The 19,951-nt window shown below is 63.9% G+C and carries 21 protein-coding genes and 1 tRNA gene; 16 read left to right on the top strand and 6 right to left on the bottom strand.

The window, feature by feature from the left end; genetic code table 11:
* Window positions 1-3 precede the first annotated feature (3 nt).
* Window positions 4-384: a YciI family protein gene (locus ABIB80_RS27045; RefSeq protein ID WP_007602906.1), complete on the bottom strand. Its 381-nt coding sequence runs from the start codon at window positions 382-384 to the stop codon at window positions 4-6.
* A gap of 197 nt (window positions 385-581) precedes the next feature.
* Here ABIB80_RS27045 and ABIB80_RS27050 point away from each other — a divergent pair, with 197 nt between their 5' ends.
* A complete protein-coding gene (locus tag ABIB80_RS27050; protein ID WP_219683778.1) occupies window positions 582-773 on the top strand; it encodes a hypothetical protein in 192 nt (63 codons plus the stop codon).
* A gap of 50 nt (window positions 774-823) precedes the next feature.
* On the opposite strand, the gene ABIB80_RS27055 is transcribed toward ABIB80_RS27050, so the two are convergent.
* Window positions 824-1,537, bottom strand: a complete 714-nt coding sequence (locus tag ABIB80_RS27055; RefSeq protein ID WP_219683776.1) for a substrate-binding periplasmic protein — start codon at window positions 1,535-1,537, stop codon at window positions 824-826.
* Between the two features lie 382 nt (window positions 1,538-1,919).
* On the opposite strand from ABIB80_RS27055, the gene ABIB80_RS27060 reads away from it, so the two are divergent.
* From ABIB80_RS27060 to ABIB80_RS27085, 6 genes are all read left to right on the top strand, one after another.
* A complete protein-coding gene (locus ABIB80_RS27060; RefSeq protein ID WP_219683775.1) occupies window positions 1,920-4,322 on the top strand; it encodes an ATP-binding protein in 2,403 nt (800 codons plus the stop codon).
* A gap of 369 nt (window positions 4,323-4,691) precedes the next feature.
* A tRNA-Gly gene (locus ABIB80_RS27065) sits at window positions 4,692-4,765 on the top strand.
* A 364-nt stretch (window positions 4,766-5,129) separates the two neighbouring features.
* Window positions 5,130-5,582, top strand: a complete 453-nt coding sequence (locus tag ABIB80_RS27070) for a DUF2231 domain-containing protein (protein ID WP_219683774.1) — start codon at window positions 5,130-5,132, stop codon at window positions 5,580-5,582.
* Entirely contained in the window at window positions 5,579-6,913 is a 1,335-nt protein-coding gene (locus tag ABIB80_RS27075; protein WP_219683772.1) for a PQQ-dependent sugar dehydrogenase, read from the top strand. The genes ABIB80_RS27070 and ABIB80_RS27075 overlap by 4 nt, the downstream gene beginning before the upstream one ends.
* Before the next feature lie 66 nt (window positions 6,914-6,979).
* The gene (locus ABIB80_RS27080; RefSeq protein ID WP_354128761.1) at window positions 6,980-7,135 is read left to right on the top strand and encodes a hypothetical protein; all 156 of its coding nucleotides are present in this window, start codon (window positions 6,980-6,982) and stop codon (window positions 7,133-7,135) included.
* Window positions 7,136-7,171: 36 nt separating this feature from the next.
* Window positions 7,172-7,342 carry a hypothetical protein gene (locus ABIB80_RS27085; RefSeq protein WP_219683770.1) on the top strand — a complete coding sequence of 57 codons (171 nt, stop codon included), beginning with the start codon at window positions 7,172-7,174 and terminating at the stop codon, window positions 7,340-7,342.
* Between the two features lie 58 nt (window positions 7,343-7,400).
* On the opposite strand, the gene ABIB80_RS27090 is transcribed toward ABIB80_RS27085, so the two are convergent.
* A complete protein-coding gene (locus tag ABIB80_RS27090) occupies window positions 7,401-7,784 on the bottom strand; it encodes a type II toxin-antitoxin system VapC family toxin (RefSeq protein ID WP_007602914.1) in 384 nt (127 codons plus the stop codon).
* Complete coding sequence (locus tag ABIB80_RS27095; protein WP_007602915.1) at window positions 7,781-8,038, bottom strand: type II toxin-antitoxin system Phd/YefM family antitoxin; 258 nt, start codon at window positions 8,036-8,038, stop codon at window positions 7,781-7,783. The genes ABIB80_RS27090 and ABIB80_RS27095 overlap by 4 nt, the downstream gene beginning before the upstream one ends.
* 368 nt (window positions 8,039-8,406) lie before the next feature.
* Here ABIB80_RS27095 and ABIB80_RS27100 point away from each other — a divergent pair, with 368 nt between their 5' ends.
* The 6 genes from ABIB80_RS27100 (at window position 8,407) to ABIB80_RS27125 (ending at window position 14,397) form a co-directional block, all read left to right on the top strand.
* Window positions 8,407-9,798: an MFS transporter gene (locus ABIB80_RS27100; protein ID WP_219683769.1), complete on the top strand. Its 1,392-nt coding sequence runs from the start codon at window positions 8,407-8,409 to the stop codon at window positions 9,796-9,798.
* Between the two features lie 122 nt (window positions 9,799-9,920).
* Window positions 9,921-10,769, top strand: coding sequence for a 3-oxoadipate:acetyl-CoA acetyltransferase (locus tag ABIB80_RS27105; protein ID WP_354128762.1), 849 nt, complete (start codon window positions 9,921-9,923; stop codon window positions 10,767-10,769).
* 114 nt (window positions 10,770-10,883) lie between these two features.
* A complete protein-coding gene (locus tag ABIB80_RS27110) occupies window positions 10,884-12,089 on the top strand; it encodes an MFS transporter (protein ID WP_219683766.1) in 1,206 nt (401 codons plus the stop codon).
* Between the two features lie 170 nt (window positions 12,090-12,259).
* On the top strand, window positions 12,260-13,489 hold the full coding sequence (locus ABIB80_RS27115) for a CaiB/BaiF CoA transferase family protein (protein ID WP_354128763.1): 1,230 nt from the start codon (window positions 12,260-12,262) through the stop codon (window positions 13,487-13,489).
* 191 nt (window positions 13,490-13,680) lie between these two features.
* Window positions 13,681-13,896, top strand: a complete 216-nt coding sequence (locus ABIB80_RS27120) for a hypothetical protein (RefSeq protein ID WP_007602925.1) — start codon at window positions 13,681-13,683, stop codon at window positions 13,894-13,896.
* 96 nt (window positions 13,897-13,992) lie between these two features.
* A complete protein-coding gene (locus ABIB80_RS27125) occupies window positions 13,993-14,397 on the top strand; it encodes a RidA family protein (RefSeq protein WP_219683764.1) in 405 nt (134 codons plus the stop codon).
* Between the two features lie 174 nt (window positions 14,398-14,571).
* Here the strand turns inward: ABIB80_RS27125 and ABIB80_RS27130 are convergent, their stop codons facing one another.
* A complete protein-coding gene (locus ABIB80_RS27130; protein ID WP_219683762.1) occupies window positions 14,572-15,234 on the bottom strand; it encodes a TetR/AcrR family transcriptional regulator in 663 nt (220 codons plus the stop codon).
* A gap of 223 nt (window positions 15,235-15,457) precedes the next feature.
* Between ABIB80_RS27130 and ABIB80_RS27135 the strand changes: the two genes are divergently transcribed.
* From ABIB80_RS27135 to ABIB80_RS27145, 3 genes are all read left to right on the top strand, one after another.
* On the top strand, window positions 15,458-16,693 hold the full coding sequence (locus ABIB80_RS27135) for an acyl-CoA dehydrogenase family protein (protein ID WP_219683761.1): 1,236 nt from the start codon (window positions 15,458-15,460) through the stop codon (window positions 16,691-16,693).
* A 132-nt stretch (window positions 16,694-16,825) separates the two neighbouring features.
* The gene (locus tag ABIB80_RS27140) at window positions 16,826-17,884 is read left to right on the top strand and encodes a phosphotransferase family protein (protein ID WP_007602931.1); all 1,059 of its coding nucleotides are present in this window, start codon (window positions 16,826-16,828) and stop codon (window positions 17,882-17,884) included.
* Between the two features lie 92 nt (window positions 17,885-17,976).
* Window positions 17,977-18,603: a LysE family translocator gene (locus ABIB80_RS27145; RefSeq protein WP_219683760.1), complete on the top strand. Its 627-nt coding sequence runs from the start codon at window positions 17,977-17,979 to the stop codon at window positions 18,601-18,603.
* Window positions 18,604-18,743: 140 nt separating this feature from the next.
* Here ABIB80_RS27145 and argE read toward each other — a convergent pair whose 3' ends face one another.
* Window positions 18,744-19,916, bottom strand: a complete 1,173-nt coding sequence (gene argE, locus ABIB80_RS27150; RefSeq protein ID WP_354128764.1) for an acetylornithine deacetylase — start codon at window positions 19,914-19,916, stop codon at window positions 18,744-18,746.
* Window positions 19,917-19,951 lie beyond the last annotated feature (35 nt).

Consider the following 19,951-nt stretch of genomic DNA (forward strand, 5'->3'; position numbering starts at 1 on the left):
GGCTCAGCCTTGCGTCGTGCCGAACCCGTCGGCCGGCACGTAAAGCTTGACCGGGCGAATTTCGTAGACCGCTGACGGATTGACCTGACGCAGCGTCCGCGCGGCCGCGATCGCCTCCTCGTCCGTGTCGTATTCGACGAGGTGGAAGCCCAGAAGCTGCTCCTTGGTCTCGGCAAACGGGCCGTCCAGCACGACGCCCGCGCCGGGGCCACGCAAGGTGCGGGCCTTTCGGGTCTCATCCAGGCGGGCGGCCGGGCCAAAATGCCCGCTTGCCCGCAGCGGTGCCTGAACCTCGATGACTTTGGCCACGACCGCGGCGTCCTTCTCGGGCGTCCAGGACAAGATCTCGTCTTCCACGTGATAGGCCAGGATGGCGTAAAGCATCGTCACCTCGTTGATTTTCGCTGCGCGCGTCCGAAGGACGTATCACCACCGTCGCAGCCGACAATGGGCTTGAGGAAAATATTGCGTCGCGGGGTGCGGCGACGAAACCTTCCCGAAACCCGATTGCGGCCGAAAGGTGTGAACGCCGCTCGAAATCGGCGCGACTGATGGCCACTAAGAACACTTCGGAGGCGGCCATGTCGACCATCAAGATCATCTGCAAGATCATCTGCGACGCGCGTCGGGCGGGAAAGTCGGACGCCGCGGATCTGCACGACCAGAGCGGCCACCACCGCTATTACGGCAGCTCGGCCGAGAGCGGCGGCGAGCGCATCCTCGAAAGCCGGCGCGGCAAGCGCCCGCGCGCAATGAGCGTTTGCGGCTTCTAGACCCGACGCGGTTGCGGTGCGGGAGCAGACTCGCACGAACTGACCGCGTCTCACATCCCGCTCAGCACCTGCTTGATCAGGGTTTCCCGCAACCGGGCGAGTTCGCCGCTCGTCTCCATCTGCTCGATCATCCTTCCGACCTTCGGCACGAGATCGCGATGCCGTTCATGCAGATGGTGGTAGATGCTGATGCGCTCGAGTGGCGGCGAGAGCGGATGGATCCTGGCCTGGAGATTGAGTTTCTTCACCGCAGCCAACCCGCTGAAGAGGTCGGTGACCATCACGTCGAAGCGGTCGGCATCGAGCATCTTGACCATGTTGTCGAGGCTTGTCGTCGCCGTGACCCGGGTCATGCCGCGCGTACCGGCTTCCGACGAGCCGACGCCGCGTACGATGCCGATGCTGTAGTCCCTGATTGAATTCCAGCCGGCGACGTCGAACTGCAGTTTCGTGGTGAAGACAGCGGGCTCGATGTAATTGATCGCAGGTGTCACCTGGATCAGCGTCGGGTAGTCGCGAGAGAGCGTTCCGATCCGCTGGACCTCGCCGTCGACCTGGCCGGTGCTCGACAGCGCGAGCGCGCGCTTGCCGGGGACATCCTCGAATTTGAGCTTGATGTTCAGCCTGGCATAAACCGCGCGGAGCATCTCGCCGCCGACATATTGGTCGGGAATATCGGCGATGCGTGCGAGCCGGATGACTTCTTGCGCCTGCGACGGGCCTGCCGCGAGCAGCAACAGGCAGACCACGACTATCCGCCTCATGACGCATCTCCCTGGCCATGCCTTTTGGGCGTGCCCTGCTAACATCGGATTCCGGGGCCGCGCGATCTACCGGAGATGGCAGCTGCGCCAGTCCGCAACGTTGACAGCACGTTCCCGCTGTGCGGGCGAGCTCCGGACTTTCACCGATGTCATTCTAGCACGCGAGGTGGTACTTTGCCCGGGAATCCTGCTGCTGGGCGCAAGATATGACCCCGTCGAACTCAGGCCGCCCAAGGGCCGACAGGATCAAGGGCCGATAGGATCATCGGCCGACAGGATCGCCACGCGCACCGCGTGCTGAGGCAGGGCCTCAACCGTTCACTTTGCTCGCGGTTGCGGTCGGCCGGCTGAGCAGGTGCCGCCATTTTCGGGGACGTGGTGCATGGGCAACGCAGGTGACGATGATACCAAGCGCCGCCGCGCCATTGCGCCGGTGGCTGCGAAGCAGGATTTGACCGGCATCGGCGCCGCGCTCGCGCCTCCGATGTTCGCGGCGCTCCTGTCGCGGATCTTCAACTGGTCGCGCAGCGGCGTCGGGCCCCGGCTGCTTGCCGCCGTGCTGCTGTTCTCATCGGTCGTGACGCTGACCCTGACTGCGCTCCAGCTCTATCTGGATTACAATCGTGAGGTCGGACTGATCGAGACGCGGCTAGACGAGATCGGCCGCAGCACCACGGGCAGCCTCGGAGAGAGCCTATGGAATCTCGACCAGAACCAGCTCAAGCTCCAGCTCGATGGCATTCTGCGGCTGCCTGACATCCGTGCGGCGGAGGTCCGCGAGATCGTCGATCGGCCCAATCCGATCCGTGTCGAAGTCGGCGAGCGAAACACCCGTTCGATCATGACCCGGGAATTTCCGCTGAGCACCATGGTGCAGGGGACCTCGCGCGCCATCGGCACGCTGCGGGTCGAGGCGACGCTGACCGACGTCTATCAGCAATTGCTGAACAGGGCCCTCGTCATTCTGGCAAGCCAGGCGGCAAAGACGTTCCTCGTCTCGTTGTTCATCATCTACATGTTTCATCTGCTGGTGACCCGGCATCTCGTCGCCATCGCCGAGTACGTCGGCAAATACAGCCTCGGACGGCCGCCGCCGCCGCTGCGCCTGGAGCGCCGGTCGCCTTACGAGGCCGACGAGCTGGACAAGGTGGTCGTTGCTTTCAACGCCATGTGCGCCAACCTCGAACATGCCTATGGCGAGCTGCGCGAGGCCAATGGGAATCTCGAGCGTGACCTGAAGATCCGGCAGCGCGCCGAGGAGAACGCCCGCGCGAGCGAGCAGCGCTTCCGTGATTATGCCGAGACCGCATCCGACTGGTTCTGGGAGACCGGCCCGGATCACGTGTTCACCTACATTTCAGATCGGGCCGATGCTTTCGGCATGGACCACAAGGCGCTGATCGGGAGGCGCCGTTCAGACGCCGCCTTCGACCGCGATGCCGAGCCCCAGAAATGGCGCGCTCACTTGGCGACGCTGGATCGCCACGAGCCGTTCCGCAAGTTCGAATATCGCGGCCGCGATGCGGCTGGCCGCGCGCGCCATTTCAGCGTCAACGGCCGGCCGGTGTTCAGCGCCGACGGACGCTTCATGGGGTATCGTGGTTCGGCCACCGATCTGACCGAGCAGCACGAGACCGAGGAGCGGCTTCGCCAGTCGCAGAAGATGGATGCGATCGGCCAGCTCACCGGCGGCGTCGCGCATGACTTCAACAACGTGCTCACTGTCATCACCGGCACCATCGAGATCATCCGTGAGGGGCTGGCGGACAAGCCCGACCTCGCCGCGATCGCCCAGCTCATCGACGATGCGGCGGCGCGAGGCGCGGAGATCACCTCACAGCTCCTGACCTTTGCGCGTCGCCAGCCGCTGGAGCCGCGCGAGCTTGACGTCAACGGCCTCGTGCTCGAGACGGCGAAGCTGTTGAAGCCGATCCTGGGCGGAAACGTCGAAATCGTCACCCGCCTCGCGGACGACGCCTGGGCGGCGATGGCCGATCCGTCGCAGCTGTCGTCGGCGATCATCAATCTCGCCGTCAATGCGCGCGATGCGATGGCTGGCGGCGGCACGCTGACGCTCGAGACGGCAAACCGCGAATTGGATGGTGCTGGTGACGGCGACGCTACGTGCGGCGCCTTCATCATGGTCGCGGTGGCCGACACCGGTCATGGCATCCCCGCCGACCTCCGCGACCGCGTGTTCGAGCCGTTCTTTACCACCAAAGGGGTCGGTCGCGGCACCGGGCTCGGCCTCAGCATGGTCTACGGCTTCGCCAAGCAGAGCGGCGGCAGCGTTGCGATCGAGAGTGAGGAAGGCCGCGGCACCGTGATTCGGCTGTTTCTGCCGCGATCTGCGGGCGGAGCGCAGACGAGGACCGGGCCACTGCAGGCGCCCGCGGCGGCACGCGGGCACGAGACGATTCTCGTCGTCGAGGACGATCCGCTGGTGCAGGGCTATGTCATCGCCCAGCTTGGCAGCCTCGGCTATCGCACCCTCGCGGCCGGCGACGGCGCAACCGCGCTTGCGCTGGTGCAGCAGGGCGCCCAATTCGATCTGCTGTTCACCGACATCATCATGCCCGGCGGCATGAACGGGCAGGAATTGGCCGAGGCCGTGCGGCGCCTCCGCCCGGGGATGAGAGTGCTCTATACGTCCGGCTATACCGACAACGCCCTCGACCACGAGGGTCATCTCGGTTCCGGCGTTGCGTTGCTGAGGAAGCCGTACCGGAAGGCGGACCTGTCACTGAGGATCCGCGAGGTGCTCGCCGGCGAGGCGCTCCCCTGAACAGCAGGCGCGATGCCAACGAAAAAGGCGCGGCGGAGAGGCCCCCGTCGCGCCCGATTTGTTGCTCGCTGGTCCAGGGCTGAGAGCGCCCCGATGCCAAGCCTTTATTCAAAGCTTAGCGGGCGATCCCAGCGAGGTGACAGCGCTTGGTAAAAGACACTGGATCACCTCCTTTCGTTGGTTGCGGAAGATTTCAATATAGGCAGCAATTCCGGTGTTGTTAAGGGGAGGCGGGTCGGGAGGAACCAGCGGCTGTTCGCAGGGCCGGGAAGGCGCTGGAAAGCCGACTCTTGGGCAGTTGATCTTGTGTTGGGCCGTTGATCTTGGGCAGTTGAGACCGCCGCCCGGCCGTGTTAGGGAGCCCCTGTCGCGGGTGTAGCTCAATGGTAGAGCAGCAGCCTTCCAAGCTGAATACGAGGGTTCGATTCCCTTCACCCGCTCCATCCCAACAATTGTTGCATCTCGATGGACCGACCCTCTCCGGGGGCAGGTCAGTCCCAATGTCGGCTGGAGCTTGGCATTTCGACAGGACGGCCGGTGACGGTGTGGGCGGCATTGCGATAACCGGTATCGGCGTTGCGGGGATCGGGGATCACTGAGTTCAAATTGCGTTGCGTTTTTCGAGGGCACGAGCTCGCGACGACATGGCGGATGCCTGCGTGCATCTGATGCAAATCGTCGGTTAGCCCGGGGAAGCGGGCGTCCGCGGCGTATCAGGCGGCACGCCGGTGACTGCGCAAGCGTAGGAACCTTCACCGCCAGCATGAGTTGGCCGTCGGGCGGGGCGAAAGTCACACGAGGTCAATCGTGCAAGACAATTTGCGTGTGCGCTCGACCGCGCAAATCGCAGGCCATCCGATTCATCCGATGCTGGTGCCGATCCCAATCGCGTGCTTCATCGGGGCGCTGCTGACCGACATCGCCTATGTCGTCAGTGCCGAGATCATGTGGGCGGATTTTTCGGCCTGGCTTCTGGTCGTCGGCGTCATCTTCGGCGTGCTGGCCGCCATCGCCGGCCTGACCGATTTCCTCGGCAACCGCCTGGTGCGGGCACAGGCGCCAGCCTGGCCGCATCTGATCGGCAACGCGCTGGCGCTGATCCTGGCAACCATCAATGCGTTGATCCACACGCGCGATGCCTGGACCTCGGTGTGGCCGACCGGGCTCATTCTTTCAGCCATCACCGTATTGATCCTGCCGGTCACCGGCTGGCTCGGCTGGGCCATGGTGTATCGCCACGGTGTAGGAGTTGCGCGATGAACTCCGCAATCGCTAGGGCGCTGTTGTGCGCCTCGCTGCTGTGTCTCGCCGGCTGCAATGACGGCAGTGGCGATCCCAAGGCGCAAACCGGCGCCAACCCGACGCTGCCCGACATCCAGCAATATTGGCTGCCCCCGATGCACATCGCCCGCATCGTCGGCTGGAAAAAGGACGAGACCCCGGCCGTTGCGCAGGGCTTGCAGGCCAAGGCCTTCGCGACCGGCTTGCAGCACCCCCGATTTCTCTACGTGCTTCCCAACGGCGACGTGCTGGTGGTGGAATCCAAGGCGCCGAAGGGTGCTCCGATCAAGCGGCCCAAGGAAATCGTGATGGGATATGTCGAGTCCTGGGCGACATCCGGCGGCGACACCGGCGAGAGCAACCGCATCACGCTGCTGCGCGACAGCAACGGCGACGGCGTCCCGGATACGCAAAGCGTCTTCCTCGACCATCTCAACTCGCCGTTCGGCGTCGCGCTGGTCGGCAACGATCTCTATGTCGCCAACACCGATGCGATCGTCAGATATCCCTACACCGAAGGCGATACCAAGATCACCGCGCCGGGCACGGTACTGACGCCGCTGCCGGGCGGACCGATTGACCATCACTGGACCAAGAGCCTGGTCGCGAGCCCCGACGGTTCAAAGTTGTATGCCGGCGTCGGCTCCAACAGCAACATCACCGAGAACGGCATGGAGGCCGAGCACAATCGCGCCGCGATCCTCGAGGTCGACCGTGCCAGCGGCCGCTGGCGCATCTTCGCGAGCGGCTTGCGCAATCCCAACGGTCTCAGCTTCGAGCCGCAGACCGGGTCGCTATGGACGGTGGTGAACGAGCGCGACGAGCTCGGTCCCGATCTCGTGCCGGACTACATGACATCGGTGAAGGACGGCGGCTTCTATGGCTGGCCCTACAGCTATTACGGCCAGCACGTCGATCCTCGCGTCAAGCCGGAGCGACCCGACCTCGTTGCCAAAGCGATCGTGCCTGACTACGCGCTGAGCTCGCATGTCGCGCCGCTTGGAATGGCTTTCAACACGAGCGCGAGTTTGCCGCCCGCCTATCGCGGCGGCGCCTTCGTCGGCGAGCACGGCAGTTGGAACAGGCAGGTCTTGAACGGCTACAAGGTCGTGTTCGTGCCGTTCACGGACGGCAAGCCGAGCGGCCCGCCGCAGGATGTCGTCACCGGCTTCCTCAACAGCGACAACCACGCGCGCGGGCGGCCCGTCGGTGTCGCCATCGACAAGACCGGCGCGCTGCTGGTCGCCGACGACAGCGGCAACACGGTTTGGCGCGTGACCGCCGCGCACCCGCAGCTCACGCAGCGATAGATCTCGAGGAGTTACACCATGGGCCTCGCGCAATACACGATCGTGCCGGTGCAGGACGAATAGGGCGTGCTGCACGACGGCGACGTCAAGAACAGATACAGCACCAAGGAGGCGGCTTTCGAGTCGGCGGTTGCCGCAGCATCGCTGGCGCTTCGCGAGGGACACGAAGTCCATGTCAGCGTGCCCGGCCGCGAAGCCGGCGAGAACGCGCTGGGAATTTGACCGGACACTCCGAGCAGAACACTTCAGGAGGCTGCGATGACCAAGCCCCGTGAGCCGAACGGCATTGAACCCTCCCGCTCCGAAGACGACATTCAGCGCGACCAGCTCGGGCCGCGTGGCGTGCCGGATGCGCCGGATCCGGCCAAGATGACGCCCCAACGCGACAAGAAAACGCCGAAGCACGTCGATCCCGGCCATACAGCCTGACGGGTGCCCCGCGGCTTTTCTGTTCGGCCGGTAAGTCGCCGCCGCGGCAGTCGTCGACTTACGCCGCCGCAACGATATCCGTCTTGGCAAAGTCGTCGCCGACGTAAAGAAGTGCGCAGCCATGCTCCTTGGCGACATCGTAGGCGAAGCAGTCACCAAAGTTGAGACCGGCAGGACGAATGCCTTTGCCCCAACGCGAGTAGATCTGCGCCACGCGTTCGGCCGATGCTTGGGTCACCGAGATCACGTTCAAACCGAGATCGTTGATCAGCTTGTTCATTTCTTCGTCGACGCCCCGCCGTGCCGCGACGATCAGGCTTTCTGCAATGGAGGCCGCCGAGATCAGGATTTCGTCGGCGGTTTCCAACGCGGTGATGCAAGCATCGGCCTGCGGTTCGTCGAGCACGATCGCCATCAGCGCGGAGGTATCGAGCGCGATCATTCCGGCAGTCCGTCATCGCCGAAAAGAAAGTCCTGACTGCGCGCGGCGCTCGGTCCGGGGATAGCTTTGGCCCCGCCGGTCCTTCGCGCCGCCTCGAGCACGGTCCGGCGGGCGGCGCGGTCCGGCGGAAGCCTGACCGGGACGAGCCGCACCGCGGGATGTCCATGCCGCGTCAGGATCACCTCGTCGCCGGCCTCTGCGCGGCGGACAAGATCGGTCAATTGTCCTTTTGCGTCGGTGACGGAGACCCGCATCTCATTGTCCTTCCTCAAGTTTCATAAAATGGACCATGCAATGGTCCAATGTCAACCGCCTCACCCCGCTGTTCTGCGAAGAGCGCTCCACACCATTCGGAACCGACATTCCTCTATTCTGCGATTTGCAGCTAAGAGGACCTTAGAGGCGTGATCTGCGCCTGGCGCGCAAATAACATCATGTTAGGTTTGTCGCATAACTGGGTAATTGTGTTAGCCCGGCGAAAGCCTATCGTCGCCACCAAGCAGACACCCATCGGCAATGACAAGCGCTCGCGAAACTCCGCAGAGCGGCCGGAGAGTGCTGCCCAATTTTGAGCGAAGCCCGTCAACGGGACGTCAGCAAAACCCAAGGGAGGAATCTTGAGATGACCGCGATCCATCAGATGAGTCAGTCCAGGAAAGCCGCTGCCAGCGGCTGGATCGGGTCGGCTCTCGAATATTATGACTTCTTCATCTACGCGACCGCCGCGTCGCTGATCTTCCCGCAAATCTTCTTCCCGTCGGAGAATCCCACCGTCGCGATCGTTGCGTCGCTGGCGACCTATGGCGTCGGCTATGTGGCTCGTCCCATCGGTGCCTTCGTGCTCGGACATTGGGGCGACACCCATGGCCGCAAGACGGTTCTCATCATCTGCATGTTCCTGATGGGCATCTCGACGATGGCCGTGGGTATCCTGCCGACCTACCAGCAGGTTGGCATCCTGGCGCCAATTCTGCTCGTCATTCTGCGCCTCGTGCAGGGATTTGCCGTTGCCGGCGAAATCTCAGGCGCAAGCTCGATGATCTTGGAGCACGCGCCGTTCGGTCGGCGGGGCTTCTATGCCAGCTTCGCCCTTCAGGGGGTGCAGGCCGGACAGATCCTCGCCGCAGCAATCTTCCTGCCGTTGGCGGCCTATATGCCGACCGAGGCCTTCAACAGCTGGGGCTGGCGGATTCCCTTCCTCCTCAGCTTCTTCGTCATCGTCGCGGGCTACATCATTCGTCGCGAAGTCGACGAGACCCCTGCTTTTGCCCGCGAGGGCGAGCGGGGAGAAGCTCCGCGCGCGCCCATCGTTCAGGCTATCAAGCTGAGCTGGCGCGACATGCTCAGGGTCATCTGCATGGCGCTGATGAATGTCATTCCTGTCGTTGCAACCATCTTCGGCGCGGCCTATGCGGTGCAGCCGGCCTACGGGATCGGTTTTGCCAAGGACGTCTATCTGTGGATCCCGGTCCTCGGAAACATGCTGGCCGTGTTCGTCATTCCCTTCGTCGGCAATCTCTCCGACAAGGTCGGCCGCAAGCCTCCGATCATCGTCGGCGCGCTTCTCTCCGGTTTGCTCGCCTTTTGTTATCTCTATGCCATCAGCATCAGGAATGTGCCGCTCGCAATATTGGTGTCGCTGCTGATGTGGGGCGTCGTCTATCAGGGCTACAACGCGATTTTCCCGAGCTTCTACCCCGAACTGTTTCCGACCCGCACCCGCGTGTCGGCCATGGCGATCTCGCAGAACATCGGCACGACAATCACTGCATTGCTTCCCGCCCTGTTTGCGACCGTCGCGCCTCCCGGCTCGACCAACATTCCGTTGACGGTGGGGGCGATTGCCTTCGCTATCACGATCATCGCCGCGCTGGCGGCCCTGACCGCGCGGGAAACCTATCGGATCAGGATCGACGATCTCGGCAATCCCAATGCTGTTCCGATGCCGCGGGCAGATTATGACCGTCAGCGCGCCGGCGATGCGGTGAGCGGGGCTGCCACGGTTCGGACCTGACGCGTATGATAGAGGCAACTGCCGCCGCGATCGATGATGTTCGCGGCGGCAGGGCCTCACTGCATAGTCAGGCTGCCGATCCGAATTTGTGCGCGTGAGCGCAATCAATATGAGGTTGCAAGATGAACCCTGCTGTCATTGCCGTCGCAATCACCGGCTCCGTTCCGCGCAAGAAGGACAATCCCGCCGTCCCGATCCTGCCGTCCGAGCAGATCGAGTCGACGCACCAGGCGTTCGAAGCCGGTGCCACGCTCGCCCATATCCATGTGCGCAACGATGACGAGACGCCGTCCTCCGATCCCGAACGTTTCGCCCTGGTGCAGGCGGGGATCAAGAAGCACTGTCCTGACATGATCGTTCAGTTCTCGACCGGCGGGCGGGGCCGCGATCCCTCGGCGCGCGGATCGTCGCTCTACCTGAAGCCGGACATGGCCTCGCTGTCCACGGGATCGGTGAACTTTCCGACCATCGTCTACGAGAACAGTGCCGCGCTGGTCGAGACGCTCGCCACCGGGATGAAGGCGAATGGCATCCGGCCGGAAATCGAGATCTTCGATCTGTCGCATCTGCATGGCGCTCGCCGTCTGATCGAGGCGGGGCTGATCGACCAGCATCCGCACGTGCAGTTCGTCATGGGCGTCAAGAACGCCATGCCTGCGGACGAGCATGTCCTCGACATCCTGCTGGGAGAGCTCAGGCGCCTGATCCCGAAGGCGACGTGGACGGCAGCCGGGATCGGACGCCACCAGGCCGAGGTCATGGGCTGGGCGCTGGCGCGGGGCGCCGATGCGGTCCGCACCGGACTCGAGGACAATATCAGGATCGACAAGGCACGCCTTGCGGCCAGCAACGCGGAGCTCGTGGCCATCGCCGGTGAGGCTGTCGCGCGCCACGGCCGGCGCGTGGCGACTGCGGCCGAGGCGCGATCCCTGCTCGGGCTCGCGGGGCAGGGAGCTCCTGCCGCCTCCTGACATGCTCCCGGCCGCCTGCTGCCATTCGTCGGCCGGCGTTTCCGTGCGCTGAGTCTCCGGGTAAGACTGCCGTCACAGGCGTGATCTGCGCCTGCCGGGCAGGCGACAGTTGGAATGCGGTTTCTGAAATCTGACAGCAGGCTCATCGGGGTCCTGCTGGTGCTCGCGGTCTCCCAGCTTGTCGGGTGGGGGACGATCGGCCTTCCCGCCATTGTCGGACGCGATCTCGCGGCCGATCTCGGCATGAGCCTGCCGGCGGTGTTCGCCGGGACGTCCGTTCTCTATGGGTCGATGGGGCTGTGCGCGCCCTGGCTCGCCAAGTCGTTTGCGCGGCACGGCGCACGAAAGGTGATGATCTCAGGTACGGTCCTCACCGTGCCGGGCTTCATCCTGCTGTCCCTCGCGCGCGAGCCGTTGCTGTATTTCGCGGCGTGGATCGTCCTCGGCATCGCCGGCAGCGCCACGCTTTCGACCGGCGCCTATATCATGCTGAACGAGGTCGCCGGGCGGCAGGCCAAGAATGCCATCGGCGCGCTGATGCTGGTGACGGGCCTGTCGAGCAGCATCTTCTGGCCGACGACGTCGTTCCTCAGCGGTCTGCTCGGCTGGCGCGGGACGTGCCTCGTCTACGCGGCGATGATGATCGTCATCAACCTTCCGCTCTACGCATTCCTCGCACCGCGCCGGAAAATCGCCGGTGATCATGGCGGTGAGCCGGTGAAATCCTCGCCGCCGCCTGCGATTCCCAGGAGCACCTTCAGCCTCGTCGCCGCCGCGATCACACTGAACGCCTTCGTCAATTTCGGCATCGGCGCCATCATGATCGAGTTGCTCCGGGCGGAGGGGCTTCCCCCGGCGCAGGCGCTTGCGTTCGGTTCAATGCTGGGCGTGATCCAGGTCAGCGCCCGCGGGCTCGATTTTCTCGGCGGAGGGCGGTGGGACGGAATCACGACCGGGCTCGTCGCCGGCACGGCGCTCCCGGTCGCCATGCTGCTGCTGATGACGAGCGAGGGCGCGACCTGGGCGGTTGCGGCCTTCATCCTGCTCTATGGCGCCGGCAGCGGCGCGATGGCGGTGGCGCGGGCGACGATCCCGCTCGTGTTCTACGATCAGACCGAGTTCGCCAAGGCCATGTCGATGATCGCACTGCCGCTCAATCTCGCCTCCGCGCTCTCGCCGCCGCTCCTTGTCGGCCTGCTCACCCAGTTCGGCAGCCGCGGCGCGCTCGGTCTCACCTTGGTCTGCTCCTGCGCCACTGTGCTGATCCTGGTCCTGCTCGGCCGCCGACGGCCGCAGGTGGCCGCAGCGGCCGTAACCTGAGAATATTCGCGCGGCGGAAATTCACCGGGCGGATGACCTGCGCCGGGCGGGCGGGCGGATGGCCGTATGCCCACAGTGCAGTGCTCGGGCCGCCAAAATGGTGTATCCGCAGGGAGCGCGGCCCGCGATCTCGCGGCCGCGCCAAGATCCAGTTCCCGGAGGAATTCGACATGTCGGCCCTGCCGCTCTCAGGCATCAAGATCCTTGACCTCACCCGCGTGCTTGCCGGGCCTTTGTCGGCCCAGATGCTGGGCGATTTGGGCGCGGAGGTGATCAAGATCGAGCGGCCGGGCACCGGCGACGACGCGCGGGCCTTCGGCCCGCCCTATCTGACCGACCCTGATGGCGGAGCCAACAACAACAACTCGTTTTACCTCTGCGCCAACCGCAACAAGAAGTCGGTCACGGTCAACATCGCCAAGCCCGAGGGGCAGGCGATCATCCGTGAGCTCGCCAAGGACGTCGACGTCTTCATGGAGAACTACAAGGTCGGCGATCTCAAGCGCTACGGCCTCGACTACGAGACCATCAAGGCGATCAATCCCGGCATTATCTATTGCTCGGTGACCGGCTTCGGCCAGACCGGCCCCTATGCGCCGCGCGCCGGCTACGACGCCATCCTGCAGGCGATGGGCGGCCTGATGAGCGTCACCGGCCATATCGACGGCGAGCCCGGCGAGGGCCCGATGAAGGTCGGCCCCTCGATCGTCGACTACATGACCGGCATGAACACCTCGATCGGGATTCTCTCGGCGCTCTACCATCGCGACGCCAATGACGGCGTGGGACAGCATATCGACGTTTGCCTGTTCGACACCGTCATCGCATCGTTGTCGCACTGGCTGCAGATCTACCTCGTCAACGGCAAGACGCCGCCGCGCCGCGGCACCTGGGGCAATGGCGGCATGCCGGCCGGCGTGTTCCGCTGCACCGACGGCGAGCTGATGCTGGTGGTCGGCAATGACGGCCAGTTCCAGCGCACCTGCGCCGTGCTCGGCGAGCCCGAGCTCGCCAATGACAAGCGCTTCCTCAAGAACAACGACCGTGTCGTACACGGCAAGGAGATCATGGCGATCTTCGCCGGCCTGTTCCTGAAGCAGCCGGTCGCCTACTGGCTGGACAGGCTGGAGGAGGCCGGCGTTCCCTCGGGCCCGATCAACAATTTCGAGCAGGTGTTTTCGGATCCGCACGTCCAGTCGCGCGGCATGCGGGTGAAGGTCGACCATCCCTTCCAGCCCGATCTCTCGCTGATCCGCAACGCCCTGACGCTCTCGGAAACCCCGATCAAGGATTACCGCGCCCCGCCGCTGCTGGGTGAGCACACCCAGGAGGTGCTCGCCGGCAAGCTCGGCTACGATGCCGGCAAGATCGAGGCACTGAAGCAGCAGGGCATTATCTAGCTTCGGCGAAGCGGCCCTCGCAGTTTGGCCTGATCGCCATTTGGATAAAAAAGTGACGTCAGCATGACGCGCCTGCGGCCTTGTGCGAGCCTTGCGCGCAATCCCCAGATAATCCCGGTCCGTACTCACACAGGCTTCCGCTTGGCGCGCGACTCAGATTCGATCGGTCCACTCAGTCCGGGAGGGAACGCATGTCCTACACGATCGGGTTTCAGGCCAAGAACCAGAAGGCAATTCTGGCGACCGAGGCGGCAACGGCCAACCAAGCCGTCGCGATCGTTGCCGCATTGCGGCAAAGCGCCGACGAAATAAAGTTCATCCGCTCGCCGCAGGAAGGCGACATGGGCATCGAGATGCTGCTGCTGCTCGCCAAGGAAGAGGCCGAGGAGATGCCGCAGCACGCCTAGGCGGCTCGGCGGGCAAACTTCGATCAGAAGCGAAGCATGACGGCTGCATGATGATGTAGCAAGCCGTCATCTCGCTTGCACCGAAGGTGACCGCCCATGAATCTCGAAATTAAACGCGAAGCGCTCCACGTCGACCCGATCTCGACGTTCCTTGACCGCTGGAAAGCCCCGGTCTCGCCGGTCACGCGCGCCGGCAACATGATCTTCGTCGCCGGCCTGCCGCCATTCGACCCCGAGACGGGAGAGATCGCGGACGTGCCGATCGAGCGGCAGAGCGAACTGATCATGGAGCAGATGAAGCTGTGCCTTCAGACGGCGGGCGCGAGCCTCGACAATGTCATGAAGTGCAACGTCTACTGCACCTCGACCAAACACTTGGCCGCGTTCAACGCCGTCTATGCGCGCTATTTCCCGCGCGATCCGCCGGCGCGGATCTTCCTCTGCACGCCGGAATGGTTCGGCCCCTTCGACGTCGAGATCGACTGCATCGCGATGATGTGACCGCGCTTACTTACCTCGCCCCGCTCGCGGGGAGAGGTCGGATCGCGTCAGCGATCCGGGTGAGGGGGTGCAGGTCCCTCGACGATCTCATGCGCGGAGAGAGGCCCCTCACCCAACCCTCTCCCCGTAAGAACGGGGCGAGGGAGCGCACCGTTAGTGCGGCAACGAGTTGCGCTAACGCGCAGCCAGCCGTGACGGTGCCTTCGCCTCCGTCCGTCCCGCCGTCAGCGCCATCGTCGCCACGCTGACGACGCGCGCGACCACGTCCTCGACATCGTCGAGATCGCATTTGCCTTCCGACAGTTTCGTCAGCCGCTCGCTCTCGCGTATAGTGTGGTGCGCCATGGCGAGCGCGAAATTCAGACCCCAGTAGATATCGATGTCGCTGCGGTCGGGTAGGGACCTTCGCATCGCGCCGGCGAACTTGCGCAAATGGTCGATCTCGCGATTCTTGATGCGGCGGATCGGCGGCACGGATTCGATCGAGGCGCGGATCATGAAGCGCGCCGCGGTCGAGCGCTGGTTCTCGGGGCCAAGGCAGCCGCGCAGCGTCGGGCCGACCAGGGCATGCAGGATCACCTCGATCGGCGCGCGGCCGCCGCCTTGTTCTTCCGCCGCCTTCAATTCGCGCAGGCGCTCGCGGTTGGTGGCGATCGAGCGTGTCACGAACAGCTCCGCGATCAACTCGTCCTTCGAGCCGAAATGATAATTCACCGCCGCGAGGTTGACGTTGGCCTCCGCGACGATGTCGCGCAGCGTCACGTCGCCGAACCCGCGGTCGGCATAGAGCCGTTCGGCGGCGGCGAGGATGGCAGTCCGGGTATGATCGCTGGCCATGGGAGCCCCTCGGGGAGGGAGTTGCAATTCAAACAGTTGTATGAAACTATCGTTTGAAGGTCGGCAAAGTCAATCCGCAATCGGGACTCGTTCGCAAATGCGCGAGTGGGTTCCGGAGCATCCGCAAGCCGCGCATTCGCACTTGCGGGTCGCACAATGCGGGTGGACAGTCCGGCGCAAAACAAGTTCGCCAAAACAAGTTGGCAAAGACGAGGAGCGTCCCATGGATTTCGATCTGTCGCCGAAGCAGAAGGAATGGCTCGACCGCGTGCGGTCTTTCATGACCAAGCACGTGCGCCCGGCGGTGCCGGTCTATGATGAGCAGGATCGCACGGGCGAACGCTGGAAGGTGATCCCGGTTCTCGAGGATCTCAAGAAGAAGGCGAAGGCCGAAGGCCTCTGGAACATGTTCATGCCGCCGAACGAGCATGAGGACGACGAATTCCGCGGCGCGGGACTGACCAATCTTGAATACGCGCTGCTCTCGGAGCAGATGGGCCACATCTCCTGGGCTTCGGAAGTCTTCAACTGTTCCGCGCCCGACACCGGCAACATGGAAGTGTTCATGCGCTACGGCTCCAAGGAGCAGAAGCGCAAATGGCTGCGTCCGCTGATGGACGGCGAAATCCGCTCCGCCTTTCTGATGACGGAGCCGGCGGTGGCCTCGTCTGACGCCACCAACATCGAGACCAGCATCGTAAAGGACGGCGACCATTACGTCATCAACGGCCGCAAATGGTGGTCGTCCGGCGTCGGCGATCCCCGCTGCAAGATCGCGATCCTGATGGGCAAGACCGATTTCAAGGCGGCCAAGCACCAGCAGCAGTCGCAAATTCTGGTTCCGCTCGACACCCCCGGCATCAAGGTCGAGAAGATGCTGCCCGTGTTCGGCTTCGACGACGCGCCGCATGGCCACGCCCAGGTGCTGCTCGAGAACGTGCGGGTGCCGAAGGAGAACATCCTGCTCGGCGAGGGCCGCGGCTTCGAGATCGCACAGGGCCGCCTCGGTCCCGGCCGCATCCATCACTGCATGCGCACCATCGGCAAGGCCGAGGAGGCGCTGGAGAAGATGGTGAAGCGGCTCACCTCGCGCACCGCTTTCGGCAAGCGGATCGTCGAGCATTCGGTGTGGGAGCAGCGCATCGGCGAGGCCCGCACCAATATCGAGATGACGCGGCTGTTGTGCCTCAAGGCCGCCGACATGATGGACAAGGTCGGCAACAAGACCGCGCAGGCCGAGATCGCCATGATCAAGGTCGCAGCCCCCAACATGGCGCTGAAGATCATCGACGAGGCGATCCAGGCCTTTGGCGGTGCAGGCGTCTCGGACGAAGCCGGCCTTGCCAAGGACTACGCCCACATCCGCACGCTCCGTCTCGCCGACGGCCCGGACGAGGTGCACAATCGCGCCATTGCCAGGCTCGAGGTTCGGAAGTATGCAAACTCTTCCAGTCATTAAGCGGGAGAGCATGCTGGCGCTCCCGATTTGAAGAAACGACAGGGCATGATCCGTGATCGGATGACCGCTTGACGCAAGTGCGCTGGGGGTTACCGATTAGGATCATGTCCGGACTGAAGAGGGAGCGTCATCGTGGCTGACGGCGTCAGGAAAGACGAAGAATTCTCGGGTACCAAGCCCGTCGAGGAGCGTCATCGTATCGACGAGATGCGGCTCGAAGCCTGGATGCGCGACAACGTCGAAGGCTATGAGGGACCGCTGGTCGTCCTCCAGTTTAGGGGTGGCCAGTCCAACCCGACCTATCGGCTGGACACGCCGAACCGCTCCTATGTGATGCGCAGAAAACCGTTCGGCAAATTGTTGCCGTCGGCGCATGCGGTCGATCGCGAATATCGGGTGATCGCGGCGCTGGGAAAGCAGGGCTTTCCGGTCGCGAAGGCCTATGCGCTGTGCCAGGACGACAGCATCATCGGCTCGGCCTTCTACATCATGTCGATGGAAGACGGCCGGGTGTTCTGGGATCCGACACTGCCGAGCCAGACGCCGGAAGATCGTCGAAAAATCTTCGCCAGCAAGATCGAGACGCTGGCCAAGCTCCATATGTTCGATCCCGTCGCAATCGGTCTTGGCGACTTCGGCAAGCCCGGCAATTATTTCGCGCGCCAGATCGATCGTTGGACGAAGCAGTATCGCGCGTCCGAGACCCAGACCATCCCGGAGTTCGAGAAGGTCGCCGAATGGTTGCCGAAGACCGTGCCGGAGCAGGCCCGCGTCTCGATCGTCCACGGCGACTATCGCCTCGACAACATGATTTTCCATGCGACGGAACCGCGCGTGCAGGCCGTGCTCGATTGGGAATTGTCGACCCTCGGCGATCCCATGGCCGACTTCACCTATCTGCTGATGCAGTGGGTCATGCCCGGCCTGGACGGCGCCGACCTCAAGGCGCTCAACATTCCGAGCGTGGATGAGGCCGCGCAGATCTATTGCAACGTCACCAAGATGACGGTGCCTGATCTCAACTGGTATTTTGCTTACAACCTGTTCCGCCTCGCCGGCATCACGCAAGGAATCGCCGGCCGGGTCCGCGACGGCACCGCCGCGAACGCCAAGGCGCTGGAGTCAGCCAAGCGCACCGTGCCGCTGTCGAAGTCGTCATGGGAATACGCGCAGAAGGCGGGCGCAGTTTAAGGAATCCGAAGGGGCGCGGCTGATGGCCGCGCCTTTGCTTGCGTTCCTCTCGTGTCCGGGACACGGGACAGAATGACGAGAGAGCTGGCCGCATGATTGATCACGCCACCCTCATCACCTACATCCTCATCGTCCTCGGCTTCGTCTTCATTCCCGGACCGGCGACACTCCTCACCATGGCGCGTGCCGCGAGCTCGGGCACCAGGGTCGGCATCGCGACGGGCGCGGGAATTGCGGCCGGTGACGTGGTCCACACCACCATGGCAATCGTCGGCCTCTCTGCGATCATCGCAACGTCAGCGCTGCTGTTCAGCGTCGTCAAATACGCGGGCGCAGGCTTTCTGATCTACCTCGGCATTCGCGCCATGCTCGACAAGACGCCGCTCGAGGTGAATGGCGGCGCGCCCGCGATTAGCGCGGCGCGGGCATTCCGGCAGGCCGTGCTGACCGAGGTGCTCAATCCGAAGACCGCGTTGTTCTTCCTTGCGTTCCTGCCACAGTTCGTTCGTCCCGAACATGGTTCGACGACGCTGCAGCTCGCGCTGCTCGGCGCTGTGTTCGTGTTGCTTGGCCTCGTCAGCACGGTGGTGTTCGCCGTCGGCGCCGGCCGCCTCGGCAATTTGCTACGCCGCCATCCAGCCGTGGTTAAGTGGCAGGGCAAGGTGGTCGGGACCATCTACTGCGCGATTGGCGTGCGGCTGGCGTTGCAGGAGCGATGAGGCGCACCGCTCACGTGGGATACGCGCTGCCCCACATACTCCCGTCATTGCGAGGAGCTCTTGCAACGAAGCAAATCCAGACTGCCCCCGCGGAACCATTCTGGATTGCTTCGCTTCGCTCGCAATGACGAGGAGAAGCTTTACCCCTTCGCGCAATGCGCGATCAGCTTCTCCACGAAGCCTGCGCATTTCTCCAGCTCCGCGATTTCCACGAACTCGTCCGGTGTATGAGCCTGTGCGATCGAACCGGGGCCGATCACGACGGACGGGATATCGGCCATGCTGGCGAACAGGCTTGCCTCCGTGCCGAATGCGACCTTGGCGTGGTCGTTGCGCCCCGCAAGGCTCTTGGCCAGCGTGACGATGGTCGCATCGGCCGCCGTGTCGAGCGCGGGGTAGTCGAGGATCTCCTCGAAATCGATGCCGCACTCCGGATTCTGCTTTTTCATCGCCGGCTCAATCTCCGCCTTGGCCCAGGCGACGATCGCATCCGTGACCTCCCGCGACTCGGCGATGCCGATGCCGCGGCATTCGAAATCCACCGTGCAGCTATCCGGCACGATGTTCAGCGCGGCGCCGCCATGGACGATGCTGGTGAGCAGCGTCGAGTGCGGAACGTCGTAGAGGCTGTTCGTTGCTTTCGTGCTTGCGAGTTGCAGCGCGCGGCGGCGGATTTCGACGATCAGCTCGGCCGCATATTCGATCGCATTCACGCCCTCAGGCGCGATCGAGGAGTGGCGGGCGAGGCCCTTGAAGGTCGCGCGCACGCCGTGCTTGCCCTTGTGGCCGATGATGACCTTCATCTCGGTCGGCTCGCCGATGAAGGCGCCGAGCGGTTTGATCCGTTTTTTTGCGACCTCGCGCAGCATCGGCCGCACGCCGACGCAGCCGATCTCCTCGTCATAGGAAATGGCGAGATGAATCGGCGTCGCAAGCTTTGCCTCCAGCATCTCGGGCACCATGGCAAGGCACACCGCGACGAATCCCTTCATGTCGGTGGTGCCGCGGCCATAGAGCCTGCCGTCACGCTCGACCAGCTTGAACGGATCGTGGCTCCAGTCCTGGCCGACCACGGGCACCACGTCGGTATGGCCCGACAGCACCAGGCCGGGGCGGTCCTCGGGTCCAATGGTGACCCATAGCGAGGCTTTCTGTCCGGTCTCGTCGACGATGCGCTCACCCTTGACGCCATGCGCGGCGAGATAGCTTTCAATATGCGCGATCAGGGGCAGGTTGGAGCGATCGCTGATCGTGTCGAAGCCGACGAGGTCGGCGAGCAGCTTGCGAATACGGTCGGGTCTTGAGCTCGGCATTTTCACGTTCTTGTCAGGGGGATGGAAGCTGAGAT

Source organism: Bradyrhizobium sp. i1.15.2, assembly GCF_040548425.1.
GTDB lineage: Bacteria > Pseudomonadota > Alphaproteobacteria > Rhizobiales > Xanthobacteraceae > Bradyrhizobium > Bradyrhizobium canariense.